We start from the raw sequence: 13,418 nt of genomic DNA on the forward strand, positions 1-13,418 counted from the left end.
TGCCGGCCCCGGCGCCCGGGCCGCCGCGCGCGGGGCTCATACCCAGCCGCGCTCGGCCAGCGAGACCGGCGGGCCGTCGGCGATCACGAAGTGGTCCAGCAGGCGCACGTCGACCAGCGCCAGGCCGGCCTTGAGCCGCGCGGTGACGGCGCGGTCGGCGGCCGAGGGCTCCGGGTTCCCGGAGGGGTGGTTGTGGGCCACGATCACCGCCGAGGCGTTGAGCGCCAGCGCGCGCTTGACCACCTCGCGCGGGTGCACCTCGGACGCGTCCAGGCTGCCGGCGAACAGCTCCTCGAAGGCCAGCGCCCGGTGCCGCGTGTCCAGGAACAGCGCCGCGAATACCTCGCGCGGCCGCGCCCGCAGCTTCAGCGCGAAATAGCGGCCGGCCGCGTGCGGGTCGTTCAGCATCTCGCCGCGGGCGAGGCCGGCGGCCAGGTGGCGCTGGCCCAGTTCGAGCGCGGCGGCCAGCTGGCAGGCGCGCGCCGGCCCCAGGCCGGGCAGGGCGGCCAGCGCCTTGGGCGGGTGGTCGAGCAGGCCGCGCAGCGGGCCATGGCTGGCGAGCAGGTCGCGCGCGGTGCGTACCGCGTCGCGCCCGGGCAGGCCCGAGCCGAGGAAGATCGCCAGCAGCTCGGCGTCGGACAGCGTGGCGGCGCCGCGCGCCATCAGTTTTTCGCGGGGGCGTTCCTCGGCGGGCCAGTCGCGGATATGCATGGGCGCTTCCTTGGGCTTGGGATGTGCCGCTTCCCTGCGGCGTCATGGCGATTGTTCCGGACGCTCATGCCCTGGGGTTATCAGACCCGGGAGGGGCGTCGGGTAAGCTGTCGCCCTAGTTCTGGTTCGGAAAATTCTGACGTGGCCCAGGCCCTGGAAGGACAACGCATCCTGCTGTGCGTCGGCGGCGGCATCGCCGCCTATAAATCGTTGGAACTGGTGCGCCGGCTGCGTGATGCCGGCGCGCAGGTGCAGGTGGCGATGACCGCCGGCGCCCAGCAGTTCGTCACCCCGCTGAGCTTCCAGGCCCTGTCCGGCCAGCCCACGCGCACCAGCCTGTGGGACAGCGCCGCCGAGGCCTCCATGGGCCATATCGAGCTGGCGCGCTGGGCCGACCGCGTGCTGATCGCCCCGGCCACCGCCGACCTGCTGGCGCATCTGGCCCACGGCCTGGCCGACGACCTGGTGACCACCCTGGCCCTGGCCACCACCGCCCCGATCACCGTGTGCCCGGCGATGAACCACATCATGTGGAAGCACGCCGCCACCCAGGCCAACCTGGCCACCCTGCGCGCGCGCGGGGTGCAGGTGATCGGGCCCGAGGACGGTCCGCTGGCCGAAGGCGAATCCGGCCCGGGCCGCCTCAGCGAGCCGGACGCGATCGTGGCCGCGCTCAGCCAGGCGGCGCAGGCGGCCGTTCCGCTCGACGGTCCGCTGGCCGGGCTGCATGTCGTGGTCAGCGCCGGTCCCACCTACGAGGACCTGGACCCGGTGCGCTATCTGGGCAACCGCAGCAGCGGCAAGATGGGCTTCGCCGTGGCCCAGGCGGCCGCGCGGCGCGGGGCGAAGGTCACCCTGGTGGCCGGCCCGGTGAGCCTGGGCACCCCGCCCGGCGTGACCCGCGTGGACGTGCGCTCGGCCGCGCAGATGCGCGCGGCGGTGTTCGGCGCCTTCCCGGCCGATGTGTACATCGGCGCCGCCGCGGTCGCCGACTACACCCCGCGCGTGCCGGCGCCCAACAAGATCAAGAAGTCCAGCGAGTCGCTGGCGCTGGACCTGGTCCGCACGCCGGACATCCTGGCCGAGGTCGCCGCCTCGGTGCAGCCGCTCAAGCTGGTGGTCGGCTTCGCCGCCGAGACCGAGAACGTGGCCGAGTACGCGCGCGGCAAGCTGCTGGCCAAGCGCCTGGACATGATCGTGGCCAACCGGGTCGGCATCCCCGACGGCGGCTTCGAGAGCGACAGCAACGCGATGACCGCGTTCTGGAAGGATGGCCAGCGCGAGTTCCCCTCCGCGCCCAAGACCGCCCTGGCCGAGGCGCTGGTGGACCTGATCGGGGAGCGTCTGCGCGCATGAGCCTGCCCATGGAAGTCAAACTGCTGGACCCGCGCTTCGGCGAGACCTGGCCGCTGCCGGCCTACGCCACCTCGGCCAGCGCCGGGTTGGACCTGCGCGCCGCGCTGGAGACCCCGCTCACGCTGGGGCCGGGCGAGACGGTGCTGGTGCCCAGCGGCATCGCCATCCACCTGGCCGATCCCCATCTGTGCGCGGTGGTGCTGCCGCGCTCGGGCCTGGGCCATCGCCACGGCATCGTGCTGGGCAATGGCACCGGCCTGATCGATGCCGACTACCAGGGCCCGCTGCTGATCAGCCTGTGGAACCGCAGCAGCGAGGCCTTCGTGATCCAGCCCGGCGACCGGGTCGCGCAGCTGGTGGTGTTGCCCATCGCGCGCGTAGCGTTGAAGATCGTGGATACTTTCGTGGAAAGCGCGCGTGGAGAAGGGGGCTTCGGCCACACGGGCGTCCGCTGACAGGGGCGAAACGTCGCATGGCTGGATTCAAACGAAGGACCGCGAAGACAGGCAGCGGGCAACACGTGCTGCTGCTGTCCGCCCTGCTGGTGCTGCTGGCCGCGTGGTTCGGCTGGAGCGCCTGGGTGCTCTACCAGGAAGGTGCGCGCCGCGACGCGCTGCTGCAGGCGCGCGATGCCGCCGTGCAGGGCCTGCAGCAGAACCTGCAGACCCAGACCGCCAAGCTCGACCAGCGGGTGGCCACGCCCGCCTTCCAGGCCGCGGTGAGCGCCGACGACACCGCCGCGGTCGGCGCGGCGATCAAGGCCGGCTGGCCCGAGGTGGAAGCCGTCGACATGCTGCCGGCCGATCTTCAGTCCGCCTACGCCGATGCCGCCAGCTTCGGCTACAGCAAGCTGGCACTGCTGGAAGCCGCCCAGCAGGCCAAGGGCGCGATCGTCGGCGCGGTGCGCGACGGCACGGGCACCGGCCTGGCGCTGGCCGTGCCGGTGCAGAACCGGCTGCTCTACGTGCGCCTGCCGATGGCGCTGCTCACCGCCCCGATCGACGGCGCGCAGGTGCCGGGCGCCTATCTGGCCCTGCGCCAGGGCGGCTTCACCCTGCGCGAGGTCGGCGACGCGGGCCTGTCCGGGTCCGCAGACGCGCTCTCGCGCCCGGTCGGCCAGACCGGCCTGCGCGTGGCCGCCGCCGTGCCCGACGAAAGCGAGGGCCCGCTGGGCCTGGGCGCGCTCCCCAGCGCGATCGTGGCCGCGCTGCTGCTGGCGCTGGCCGCGCTGGTGGCGGCGCTGACCACCGGCAAGGTCAAGCTCAAGGTGCCCGAACTGCGTCGCGGCAAGGGCGAGGACGTGGCCGACGACGGCCTGACCCTGGACCAGGCCGTGCAGTCGCACCGCGCCGCCGCGGCGGCCAGGGCGGCGGACGAGGCCGATGCCGAAGCAACGGCCACCGACGCGCCGGTCGAGACGGTCGGCTCGGCGGCCGCGCCGGCCGCCAAGCTGGTGCGTGGCACCACCGTGGACCCGGGCATCTTCCGCGCGTACGACATCCGCGGCGTGGTCGGCAAGACGCTGAGCGTGCCGGTGGCCGAGCTGATCGGCCAGGCGATCGGCTCGGTGATGGCCGAGCAGGGCCTGACCGAAGTGGTCGTCGCCCGCGACGGCCGCCTGTCCGGCCCGGAGCTGTCCACCGGCCTGATCGAAGGCCTGCGCAAGGCCGGCCGCGATGTCATCGACATCGGCATGGTGCCCACGCCGGTGGCGTATTTCGCCGCCTTCCACCTGCGCACCGGCACCTGCGTGGCGGTCACCGGCAGCCACAATCCGCCGGACTACAACGGCTTCAAGATCGTGGTCGGCGGCGAGACGCTGTCCGGCGCCGCCATCACCGATCTCTACACCCGCATCAGCGAAGGGCAGCTGCACAGCGCCGAGCGCGGCGGCCTGACCCAGCGCGAGATCGCCGAGGACTACGTCCAGCGCATCGCCAGCGACGTGCAGCTGGCGCGTCCGCTCAAGGTCGTGGTCGATGCCGGCAACGGCGTGGCCGGCGAGATCGCCCCGGTGCTGCTGGAGGCCATCGGCGCCGAGGTCGTGCCGCTGTACTGTGATATCGACGGCACGTTCCCCAACCATCACCCCGATCCCAGCGAGCCGGACAACCTGCTCGACCTGGCCTCGACGGTGAAGCGCTTCGACGCCGATCTGGGCCTGGCCTTCGACGGCGACGGCGACCGCCTGGGCGTGGTCACCCACGACGGCCACGTCATCTTCCCCGATCGCCTGCTGATGCTGTTCGCCGCCGACGTGCTCGAGCGCAACCCCGGCGCGATGGTGATCTACGACGTCAAGTGCACCGGCAAGCTGCAAGGCTGGACGCTGCGCAACGGCGGCACGCCGCTGATGTGGCAGACCGGGCATTCGCTGATCAAGGCCAAGATGCGCGAGACCGGCGCCGAACTGGCCGGCGAGATGAGCGGGCACTTCTTCTTCCAGGAGCGCTGGTACGGCTTCGACGACGGCCTGTACGCCGCCGCGCGCCTGCTGGAGATCCTGGCCGCGCGCGACGACCAGACCCCGAGCGAGATCCTCGACGCGCTGCCCGACGGCGTGTCCACGCCGGAGATCAAGGTCGAGGTGCCCTCCGGCGATGCGCATGCGATCGTGCAGGCGTTCGTGGACGCGGCCCGGTTCGACGGCGCGCGCCTGTCCACCATCGATGGCCTGCGTGCGGACTGGGACGACGGCTGGGGCCTGCTGCGCGCCTCCAACACCACCCCGGTGCTGGTGCTGCGCTTCGAGGCCTCGGACGCGGCGGCGCTGGAGCGCATCCGCGGCGCGTTCCGCAGCCAGCTGCAGGCCGTGGCGCCGCAGCTCAAGCCCCGCTTCTGAGGCGCGGTAATAGCGCGAAGGAGGAGCGGGCTCGGGCATGTCCACGATCGCCGGAGCAACAAGTCCTTTGTGGGAGCAACTGGCTCCTCAACTCCAGCAGCCGCCCGCCTGTAGAGCGGAGCTCGCTCCGCTGCTTTTCGTTCGGTTCATGGGGAAGGCCCCAGCGGAGCAAGCTCCGCTCTACGGGTGGGAGCAACTGTCTCCTCAACTCCAGCAGCCGCCCGTCTGTAGAGCGGAGCTCGCTCCGCTGCTCTTCGTTCGGTTCATGGGGAAGGCCCCAGCGGAGCAAGCTCCGCTCTACCCACGACAGGTTCAGGCCTGGCGGCGAAGCAGCGAGATGCCTGCCACCAGTGCCAAGCCGAACACCGGTGGCTTCGCGAGCCCGGCGCTGCTCGGCACAGCAGGCTTAACCGCCCGCACCCACCTCAACCATTGGCCGCAGCGCTGGCCTTCATGTCGCGGTAGCGCTTCAAGGTGTCCTCCACCTCTGCGCTGAGCTGCGTGCGCTGCTGCTCGAAATTGGTCAGCAGCGCCTGCTGGCGCAGCAGGTCGGTGTGGCGCTGGCGCACGTCCTCGGCCAGCTTGGCGTCGACCTTGCGGCCGGCCAGTTCGGCGTTGCTGGCCTGCTGCAGCTTGATCACCAGCGCCTCGCGCATGCTGGTCAGATTGAAGCGCGCGGTCTGCACGTTGTTGTCGATCAGCGTGGTGCGCTCGTTGAACACGCGCTTGAGATCGTCCTCGGACGCATAGGACAGCAACATCGCCTGCTCGGTGCGCTTGCGCGTGTCCTCGGCCGCCTGGTCGGCCCGCGCCTGGGCGGCGGCGGCGGCCAGGTCGGCGCGCTGCTCGGCGGTCAGCGCCTGGCCGACCGCGCCGGTGCGCGCACCGCTGGTGGCGCTGAATTCGTCGCGCGCGCTGTTGACCTGATCCGGCGGCAGCGCATCGGAGCAGGTGCGGCCGCTCTTGGGGTCGTTCCAGCAATAGAGCTTCTTGGCCTTGGGCGCATCCTGCGCGCCCGCCGTCAACGCCGCCGCAGCCAGCGGCATCATCAGCATCGCGGCGAACCTGGTCCTGGTCATGACAGCCCCCTTGCTGCCAGTGGCGATTACGCGGCGCTGCCGTACCGGGCCCGGTAGGCCAGCAACTGCTCGCGGTAGCCGACAAGTTCCGCATTTTCCCCGGCGAATGCAAGCAGATCGTGCAGGCTGGCCACCGCGATCACCGGCACGCCGGTCTCGGCGGCCACGCGCTGGGCGGCCGACAGGCGCTGGCCGTCCTCGCCGAGGATTTCCTGGCGATCCAGCGCCACCACGATCCCGGCCGGCACGCCGCCGGCCGCGGTGATCAGGCCCAGCGCCTCGCGGATGGCGGTGCCGGCGGTGATCACATCGTCCACGATCAACACCCGGCGCTCGTCCAGCGGCGCGCCGATCAGCGTGCCGCCCTCGCCATGGTCCTTGGCTTCCTTGCGGTTGAAGGCCAGCGGCAGGTCGCGGCCGCGGCGGGCGAACTCCATGCCCAGCGCGGTCGCCAGCGGGATGCCCTTGTAGGCCGGGCCGAACAGCAGATCGAACGACACCCCGGCCTCCTCGATCGCATCGGCGTAGCAGCCGGCCAGCTCGGCCAGCGCCGCGCCGCTGTCGAAGCGCCCGGCGTTGAAGAAGTAGGGGCTCAGGCGGCCCGACTTGAGCGTGAACTCGCCGAAACGCAGCGCGTTGGCGCGCAGGGCCAGCTGAAGGAAGCGCGCACGGTGGTTGGACATGGGCGTCTTGAACGTGTGGGGATGGGCAAAGGTTAGCAGGCGGCGGCGGCCGGATCGGGCGGTATGCTTGCGCGTCGCTTCTGTCTTCGGCTCCAACTCCATGCGCATCATCAGCTTCAACGCCAACGGCCTGCGCTCGGCCGCGTCCAAGGGCTTCTTTCCGTGGTTCTCCGCACAGGACGCCGACGTGCTGTGCGTGCAGGAGACCAAGGCCCAGGAACACCAGCTGGCCGGGCCCGAATTCCTGCCGCCCGGCTACAAGGCCTACTTCCGCGACGCGACCACCAAGAAGGGCTACTCGGGCGTGGCGATCTACAGCAAGGTCGAGCCCGACGAGATCCGCACCGCGCTGGGCTGGCCGGAGTTCGACGAGGAGGGCCGCTACCTGGAGGCGCGCTTCGGCAACCTGAGCGTGGTGTCCTTCTACATCCCGTCCGGCTCCTCGGGCGAGCTGCGCCAGGGCTACAAGTTCCAGGTCATGGAGTGGCTCAAGCCGATCCTGGACCAGTGGCTGGCCAGCGGCCGCGACTATGTGCTGTGCGGGGACTGGAACATCGTGCGCACCCGGCGGGACATCCGCAACTGGACCAGCAACCAGAAGAACTCCGGCTGCCTGCCGCCCGAGCGGGACTGGCTCAACGGCCTGTGCGCCGACGAGGGCGCGCAGGTCGACGTGGCCGCCGGCCGCGGCTGGGTCGACGCCTACCGCGTGCTGCATCCGGAAGGGCAGGACTACACCTGGTGGTCCAACCGCGGCGCGGCGCGCGCCAACAACGTGGGGTGGCGCATCGACTACCAGTTCGCCACGCCCGGCTTGCGCGATCGCCTGCGCGGCTGCGCGATCTACCGCGACCAGCGCTTCTCCGACCACGCGCCGTTCACCGTGGACTACGCCCGGTGAGCGCCGCGCCCGGCGGGCGGCCGGTGTCCTACAAGGGCTGGCGCGGGATCAAAGCCGCCTTCGCCACGCCCTCGGCGCTGACCATGGCGCTGCTGGGCTTCGGCAGCGGACTGCCGTTCCTGCTGATCGCCTCGCAGACCCTGTCCACGCGCCTGCGCGACGTCGGCTTGCAGCTGGGCGAGATCGGCCTGATCAGCCTGGCCAGCTTCTTCTACCTGCTCAAATTCGTCTGGGCGCCGCTGATCGACCGCTATACGCTGCCGCTGCTGTCCGGGCTGGGGCGGCGGCGCTCCTGGCTGCTGGCCGCGCAGGTGCTGGTCGCGGCCAGCCTGTTCGCACTCGGCGCCATGCGGCCGGAACTGGGCGTGGCCGGGCTGGTGACCTGGGTGCTGGTGGGCTCCTTCGCCGGTGCCACCCAGGACGCGGTGGTCGATGCCTACCGCATCGAGATCGCCCCGGAAAGTGCCCAGGCCGCGCTGGCGGCGACCTACATCCTGGGCTATCGCATCGCGCTGATCGTCGGCGGCGCCGGCGCGCTGTACATGGCCGAGTTCGAGGACTGGAAGATCGCCTACTTCTGCATGGCCGCGCTGATGCTGGTGCCCATCGTCACCACGCTGGTCAGCCGCGAGCCGGTGCGACCGGAGGCCACGGTGGTGCGGCGGATCGACTTCTTCGGCGCCTTCTGGCAGCCGATCGTCGGCTTCTTCACCACCAACGGCTGGAAGCTGGCGCTGGCGCTGCTGCTGTTCGTCGGCCTGTTCAAGTTCCCCGACCAGGTGATCGGCGTCATGGCCGGGCCGTTCTACCTGGACTCGGGCTTCACCAAGGCCGACATCGCCACGGTGTCCAAGCTGTTCGGCATCTGGATGAGCATCGTCGGCGCCTTCGGCGGCGGCATGGCGGTGGCGGCGTTCGGCTTCCGGCGCATGCTGCTGCTGGCCGCGCTGGCGGTGGCGCTGTCCAACCTGGCCTTCCTGCTGATGGCCCAGCACCCCGGCCAGCTGTGGGCGTTCTACGCGGCGCTGAGCGCGGACAACATCTCGCAGGGCTTCGCCGGCACGGTGCTGGTGGCCTTCATGTCCTCGCTGACCGACCGCAACTTCACCGCCACCCAGTACGCGCTGCTGGTTTCGCTGGCCAACCTGCCGGGCAAGTTCGTGGGCGGCGTCTCGGGCTACATCGTCGAGGCCACCTCGTATTCGACCTTCTTCGCCCTGAGCGCGCTGACCGTGATCCCCACGCTGGCCTTGCTTGCCTGGCTGTGGCGTCGTATCAAGGAGCCTTCCAGGACAGTGGCCGCACCCGACCATGACCGACCTGCTCATCCGTGACCTCGATCCGATCCTGACCGATCGCATCCGCCGCGTCGCCCAGGCGCGCGGCTGGAGCACCGAGGAGACCATCAGCCGCCTGATCGAGCACGGCCTGTTCGCGGTCGAGGCCGAGGTGCGCAACGGCTTCAGCGACCCGGAGGTCGCCGTCCTGTCCGAGGCCATCGCGGCGCTGCGCGCGGTGCCGCACGGCGGCCCGGCGTCCTAGCCGCCGCTCTCGCCCTCAGGTCAATTCCGGGCGCCGCGGTTTCCCGCGAATCCAGCGCGATCAGGCCGGATACAGCGCGCCCAGCACGCGCAGGCCCTTGGCGCCGCTGACGCTGGGCAGGTTGCCGGGGCGCCCGGCCAGGGTCTCGCGTGCCAGCCAGGCAAAGCCCATGGCCTCGACGTAGTCCGGATGCAGGCCGTGGGCCTCGGTGGATTCGACCACCACGCCCGGCAGCCGCGCCGCTAGGCGCTGCATCAGCACCGGATTGTGCACGCCGCCGCCGCAGACCATTACCCGCGCGGTGCCGGGCTGGGTCGCGCGCAGCGCCTCGGCCACGGTGACCGCGCTGAGTTCGACCAGCGTGGCCTGCACGTCGGCCGCCGCCAGCGCGCCCTGGCCGAGCTTGCTTTCGACCCAGGCCAGGTGAAACTGCTCGCGACCGGTGCTCTTGGGCGGCGGCTGGGCGAACCACGGCTCGTCCAACAGCCGCGCCAGCAGCGCTTCATCGGGCTTGCCGGTCGCGGCGAAGGCGCCGCCGGCATCGAAGGCCATGCCGGTATGCCGCTCGCACCAGGCGTCGAGCAGCGCGTTGGCCGGGCCGGTATCGAAGCCGCGCACCGCGCCGCTGCCCGGCAGCAGGGTCAGGTTGCCGATGCCGCCCAGGTTGAGCACCGCCCGGTCTTCGCCCGGGTCATGCAGCATGGCGGCGTGGAAGGCCGGCATCAGCGGCGCGCCATGGCCGCCCGCGGCGACGTCGCGCCGGCGGAAGTCGGCCACGGTCGGGATGCCGGTGCGCTCGGCGATGACATTGCCGTCGCCCATCTGCCAGGTGAAGGGGAAGGTGCCCTCCGGGCGGTGGCGCACGGTCTGCCCATGCGAGCCGATCGCCCGCACCAGCGCCCGGTCCAGCCCGGACTGGGTGATCAGCCGGCCCGCCGCATGGGCGAAGGCCAGCGCGACCTGCACGTCCAGTTCGCCCAGCTCGTCCAGCGAGGTCGCCTCGCCGCCCTGGCCCAGCTCGATCAGACGCGTGCGCAGCGCGTCGTCCCAGCGGTAGGTGCGGCCCATCAGCAGCTGCGGCTCGGGGTCGAAGCGCACCAGCGCCACGTCGATCCCATCGGCGCTGGTGCCGGAAATCATGCCCAGATAGAGGTCGCCCAGCGCCGGCTTGCGTGCCAGCGGTCCGCCGGCGCGCGCCGCAGCCGGCGGAGTCACTGGCGATCCGGCCGCTTGCGCGACGCCTCCAGCGCCTGGGCCAGCGTCACGGACGGCTGCGGCGCCGTGGCCGGCGAGGCATCGGCGTAGATCGCGCTTTCCACGGTGTGGATGCGGGCCAGCGCGCTCGAGGTCTGGGTCTTGAACTGCGCCAGCACCGTGCCGGACAGCGGCTCGGGCGGCGGCAGGGTGACCTTCAGCGGGTTGCGGTGCACGCCGTTGACGCGGAATTCGTAGTGCAGATGCGGGCCGGTGGCCATGCCGGTGGACCCGACGTAGCCGATCACCGTGCCCTGCGCGATGCGCTGGCCGGTCTTGATCTTGGCGAAGCGCGACATGTGCCCGTACAGCGTCGTGCGGCCCTGACCATGGTCCAGGATCACCACATTGCCGTAGCCGCGCTGCTGACCGGCGAACTGCACGCGCGCATCGCCCGCGGCCATGATCGGCGTGCCGGTGGCCGCGGCGTAGTCCACGCCCTGGTGCATGCGCATCGTGCCCAGGATCGGATGATGGCGCGCCCCGAAGGTCGAGCTCAGCCGTGCGTAGGGAATCGGCATGCGGATGAAGCTGCGCTTGAGCGGCTTGCCGCTGGCGGTGAAGTACTCCGGCTGCCCGCCCGGGCGCGTGAAGCGGAAGCCCGAATGCAGCTTGCCGTCCACGGTGAAGGTCGCCGCCTGGACCGGGCCGGTGGCCACCAGCTGGCCCTCGCGCCAGGTCTGCTCGACCACCACGCTGAAGCGGTCGTTGGCCTCCAGGTCGGAGTTGAAGTCGATGTCGTACTTGAAGATCTCGTCGGTCAGCGCATTGATGTTGGCCGCCGTCAGCCCGGCCTTGCGCGCCGAGCGGATCAGCGAGCTGCCGACCTTGCCGCTCAGCACCGCGGTGCGCACGCTGACCTCGCGCTTGATCACCCGCTCGGTGACCGCCTCGTCGCTGATGTCCAGCTGCACACGCGAGGCCATGTCGCGGTCGTAGCGCAGCGCCTTGAGCACGCCCTCGGCGGGAAGATCGAAGGCGATCTCATCGCCCGGATGCAGGCGGCGCAGCTCGGCCGCGGCCGACTTGTTCTCCATCACACGCTGCAGGGTGGCGGCCGGCACGCCCATCTCTTCGAAGATCGCGCTCAGGGTCTGGCCGGGGCGGACGTTCACCGTCTGCCAGTTGTCGCCCGCCGAGGCCGCGGCGGCCTGCGTGTCGATCTCGGGCAGCGCCAGCGGCACGCTGGCCAGCGGCTTGCGCTGCGGCTGTACCACGCTGGAGAAGCCCGGCACGATGGTGGCCACCATGATCCCGATGGTGGTGAACAGGGAAGCGTGGATCCACTGCCGGCGCGTCCACCGGCCCTGGGGCAGGTGCTGGGTCAGTTGGCGGTGGAGAGCGGACTCTCGAAGGACTTCCAGTCGTTCGCGAAAGCGTTGCTTGCGGCGGCTGCCGTCCCCGTGCGTCTGCATCGATGTCTTCACCCTGGGGCCCAAGCGGAAGGCCCAATCGGGCTACCATAGTCAGGCATGGGGAGCAGGTCAAACCGTTGAGTGGATTGGTTTTTTCCTGCGGTGCGGCGTTAACCTCGATTTAACCGCGCGTTCAACTTTGTGGTGGCCGCGCCGGTCTCTTTCTTCATCTGGAACCTCACGTGTCACAGGCAGACGCACTGCAACTAATCGGCCGCGGCGCCGACGAAATCCTCAAGCTCGAAGACCTGCAGCAACGCCTGCAATCCGGCCGTCCGCTGCGCATCAAGGCCGGGTTCGACCCGACCGCGCCGGACCTGCACCTGGGCCACACGGTGCTGCTCAACAAGATGCGGCAGTTCCAGGACCTGGGCCATCAGGTGATCTTCCTGATCGGCGACTTCACCGGGATGATCGGCGACCCGACCGGCAAGAACGTCACCCGCAAGCCGCTCACCCGCGAGGACGTGCTGGCCAATGCGCGCACCTACGAGGACCAGGTGTTCAAGGTGCTGGACCGCGAGAAGACCGAGGTGCGCTTCAATAGCGAGTGGTTCGGCAAGATGGGCGCGGCCGACATGATCCGTCTTGCGGCGCAGCACACCGTGGCGCGCATGCTTGAGCGCGACGACTTCGCCAAGCGCTACGCCGCCCAGCAGTCCATCGCCCTGCACGAATTCCTCTACCCGCTGGTCCAGGGCTACGACTCGGTCGCCCTGGAGGCCGATGTCGAACTGGGCGGCACCGATCAGAAGTTCAACCTGCTCATGGGCCGCGGCCTGCAGGAGCACTACGGCCAGAAGCCGCAGATCGTGCTGACCATGCCGCTGCTGGAGGGCCTGGACGGCGTCAACAAGATGTCCAAGTCGCTGGGCAACTACATCGGCATCGGCGAGCCGGCCATCGACATCGTCACCAAGACCATGAAGATCGGCGACGCGCTGATGTGGCGCTGGATCGAGCTGCTCAGCTTCGACATCGGCGTGAACGAGGCCAAGGCCCTGCAGGCCGAGGTCGCCTCCGGCGCGCTCAATCCGCGCGACGTCAAGCTGCGGCTGGCGCGCGAGCTGGCCACGCGCTTCCACGACGCGGCTCAGGCCGAGACGGCGATCGCCGGTTGGCATGCCGTCGTGCGCGGTGAGGGCGATACCTCGCTGCTGCCGCTGCAGGACGTGGTGGTCCCGGCCGAAGGCCTGCGGATCGGCGCCTTGCTGACCGCGGCGGGCGTGACGCCGAGCAATTCCGAGGCCGGCCGCAAGCTTAAGGAGCGCGCGGTGAAAGTCGACGGCGTGGTAATCGAGGACGCGCAGCTGCAGCTGCAGCCTGGCTTCGAGGGCGTGCTGCAGGTGGGCAAGCGCAACTTCGCCCGCGTCCGCCTGCTCGCCGGCTAACGCCCGCAGCCGGCGGGCAGGCGACAAAAGCTAGCCCCATCAGGCACTTGGCGCACAAAGTAAAAAGAACTTCCCAAACCCCTTCCCAAGGCGGCCGCGCGCTCCCATAATGCGCGCCCCGCCACGGTGGTGACCGGCCCAGCCGGCACATGACGAGACGGGGTCCACCAAGCGCCTCGCACGAAGCACTTGACGGATGCGGGAACTGCCTCATAATGGGCGGCTCGCTTCGGCGGAAACGAAA

General features: G+C 70.6%; 12 protein-coding genes. 7 read left to right on the plus strand and 5 right to left on the minus strand.

Features of this window, described 5'->3' with window-relative positions; genetic code table 11:
- Positions 1-36: 36 nt before the first annotated feature.
- A complete protein-coding gene (gene radC / locus WFQ05_RS09125) occupies positions 37-711 on the minus strand; it encodes a DNA repair protein RadC (protein ID WP_130532294.1) in 675 nt (224 codons plus the stop codon).
- 141 nt (positions 712-852) lie between these two features.
- On the opposite strand from radC, the gene coaBC reads away from it, so the two are divergent.
- The 3 genes from coaBC to WFQ05_RS09140 are packed head-to-tail and all read left to right on the plus strand — an operon-like array spanning position 853 to position 4,909.
- Positions 853-2,067 carry a bifunctional phosphopantothenoylcysteine decarboxylase/phosphopantothenate--cysteine ligase CoaBC gene (gene coaBC / locus WFQ05_RS09130; RefSeq protein ID WP_337053542.1) on the plus strand — a complete coding sequence of 405 codons (1,215 nt, stop codon included), beginning with the start codon at positions 853-855 and terminating at the stop codon, positions 2,065-2,067.
- Positions 2,064-2,522 (plus strand): dUTP diphosphatase, encoded by a 459-nt coding sequence (gene dut, locus WFQ05_RS09135; RefSeq protein ID WP_130525138.1) that lies wholly within the window; start codon positions 2,064-2,066, stop codon positions 2,520-2,522. The genes coaBC and dut overlap by 4 nt, the downstream gene beginning before the upstream one ends.
- A 17-nt stretch (positions 2,523-2,539) precedes the next feature.
- Positions 2,540-4,909 (plus strand): phosphomannomutase/phosphoglucomutase, encoded by a 2,370-nt coding sequence (locus WFQ05_RS09140; protein WP_337053543.1) that lies wholly within the window; start codon positions 2,540-2,542, stop codon positions 4,907-4,909.
- 425 nt (positions 4,910-5,334) lie between these two features.
- Here WFQ05_RS09140 and WFQ05_RS09145 read toward each other — a convergent pair whose 3' ends face one another.
- The gene (locus WFQ05_RS09145) at positions 5,335-5,988 is read right to left on the minus strand and encodes a hypothetical protein (RefSeq protein WP_235871781.1); all 654 of its coding nucleotides are present in this window, start codon (positions 5,986-5,988) and stop codon (positions 5,335-5,337) included.
- A 26-nt stretch (positions 5,989-6,014) separates the two neighbouring features.
- Entirely contained in the window at positions 6,015-6,671 is a 657-nt protein-coding gene (gene pyrE / locus WFQ05_RS09150; RefSeq protein WP_337053544.1) for an orotate phosphoribosyltransferase, read from the minus strand.
- 100 nt (positions 6,672-6,771) lie between these two features.
- On the opposite strand from pyrE, the gene WFQ05_RS09155 reads away from it, so the two are divergent.
- Genes WFQ05_RS09155 through WFQ05_RS09165 form a run of 3 tightly spaced genes read left to right on the plus strand, consistent with a single transcriptional unit; the run spans position 6,772 to position 9,114 of the window.
- Positions 6,772-7,572: an exodeoxyribonuclease III gene (locus WFQ05_RS09155; protein ID WP_337053545.1), complete on the plus strand. Its 801-nt coding sequence runs from the start codon at positions 6,772-6,774 to the stop codon at positions 7,570-7,572.
- Entirely contained in the window at positions 7,569-8,906 is a 1,338-nt protein-coding gene (locus WFQ05_RS09160) for an MFS transporter (protein WP_130525135.1), read from the plus strand. Before WFQ05_RS09155 ends, WFQ05_RS09160 begins: the two co-directional genes overlap by 4 nt.
- On the plus strand, positions 8,884-9,114 hold the full coding sequence (locus WFQ05_RS09165; protein WP_130521767.1) for a hypothetical protein: 231 nt from the start codon (positions 8,884-8,886) through the stop codon (positions 9,112-9,114). Before WFQ05_RS09160 ends, WFQ05_RS09165 begins: the two co-directional genes overlap by 23 nt.
- Positions 9,115-9,174: 60 nt before the next feature.
- Here the strand turns inward: WFQ05_RS09165 and WFQ05_RS09170 are convergent, their stop codons facing one another.
- Both WFQ05_RS09170 and WFQ05_RS09175 read right to left on the minus strand, forming a co-directional pair.
- Positions 9,175-10,293: an anhydro-N-acetylmuramic acid kinase gene (locus WFQ05_RS09170; protein WP_337053576.1), complete on the minus strand. Its 1,119-nt coding sequence runs from the start codon at positions 10,291-10,293 to the stop codon at positions 9,175-9,177.
- Positions 10,294-10,325: 32 nt separating this feature from the next.
- Positions 10,326-11,783: a peptidoglycan DD-metalloendopeptidase family protein gene (locus tag WFQ05_RS09175; protein WP_337053547.1), complete on the minus strand. Its 1,458-nt coding sequence runs from the start codon at positions 11,781-11,783 to the stop codon at positions 10,326-10,328.
- A gap of 182 nt (positions 11,784-11,965) precedes the next feature.
- On the opposite strand from WFQ05_RS09175, the gene tyrS reads away from it, so the two are divergent.
- The gene (tyrS, locus tag WFQ05_RS09180; RefSeq protein ID WP_337053548.1) at positions 11,966-13,174 is read left to right on the plus strand and encodes a tyrosine--tRNA ligase; all 1,209 of its coding nucleotides are present in this window, start codon (positions 11,966-11,968) and stop codon (positions 13,172-13,174) included.
- Positions 13,175-13,418 lie beyond the last annotated feature (244 nt).

It is taken from the genome of Pseudoxanthomonas sp. USHLN014 (assembly GCF_037153335.1).
Lineage (GTDB): Bacteria > Pseudomonadota > Gammaproteobacteria > Xanthomonadales > Xanthomonadaceae > Pseudoxanthomonas_A > Pseudoxanthomonas_A winnipegensis.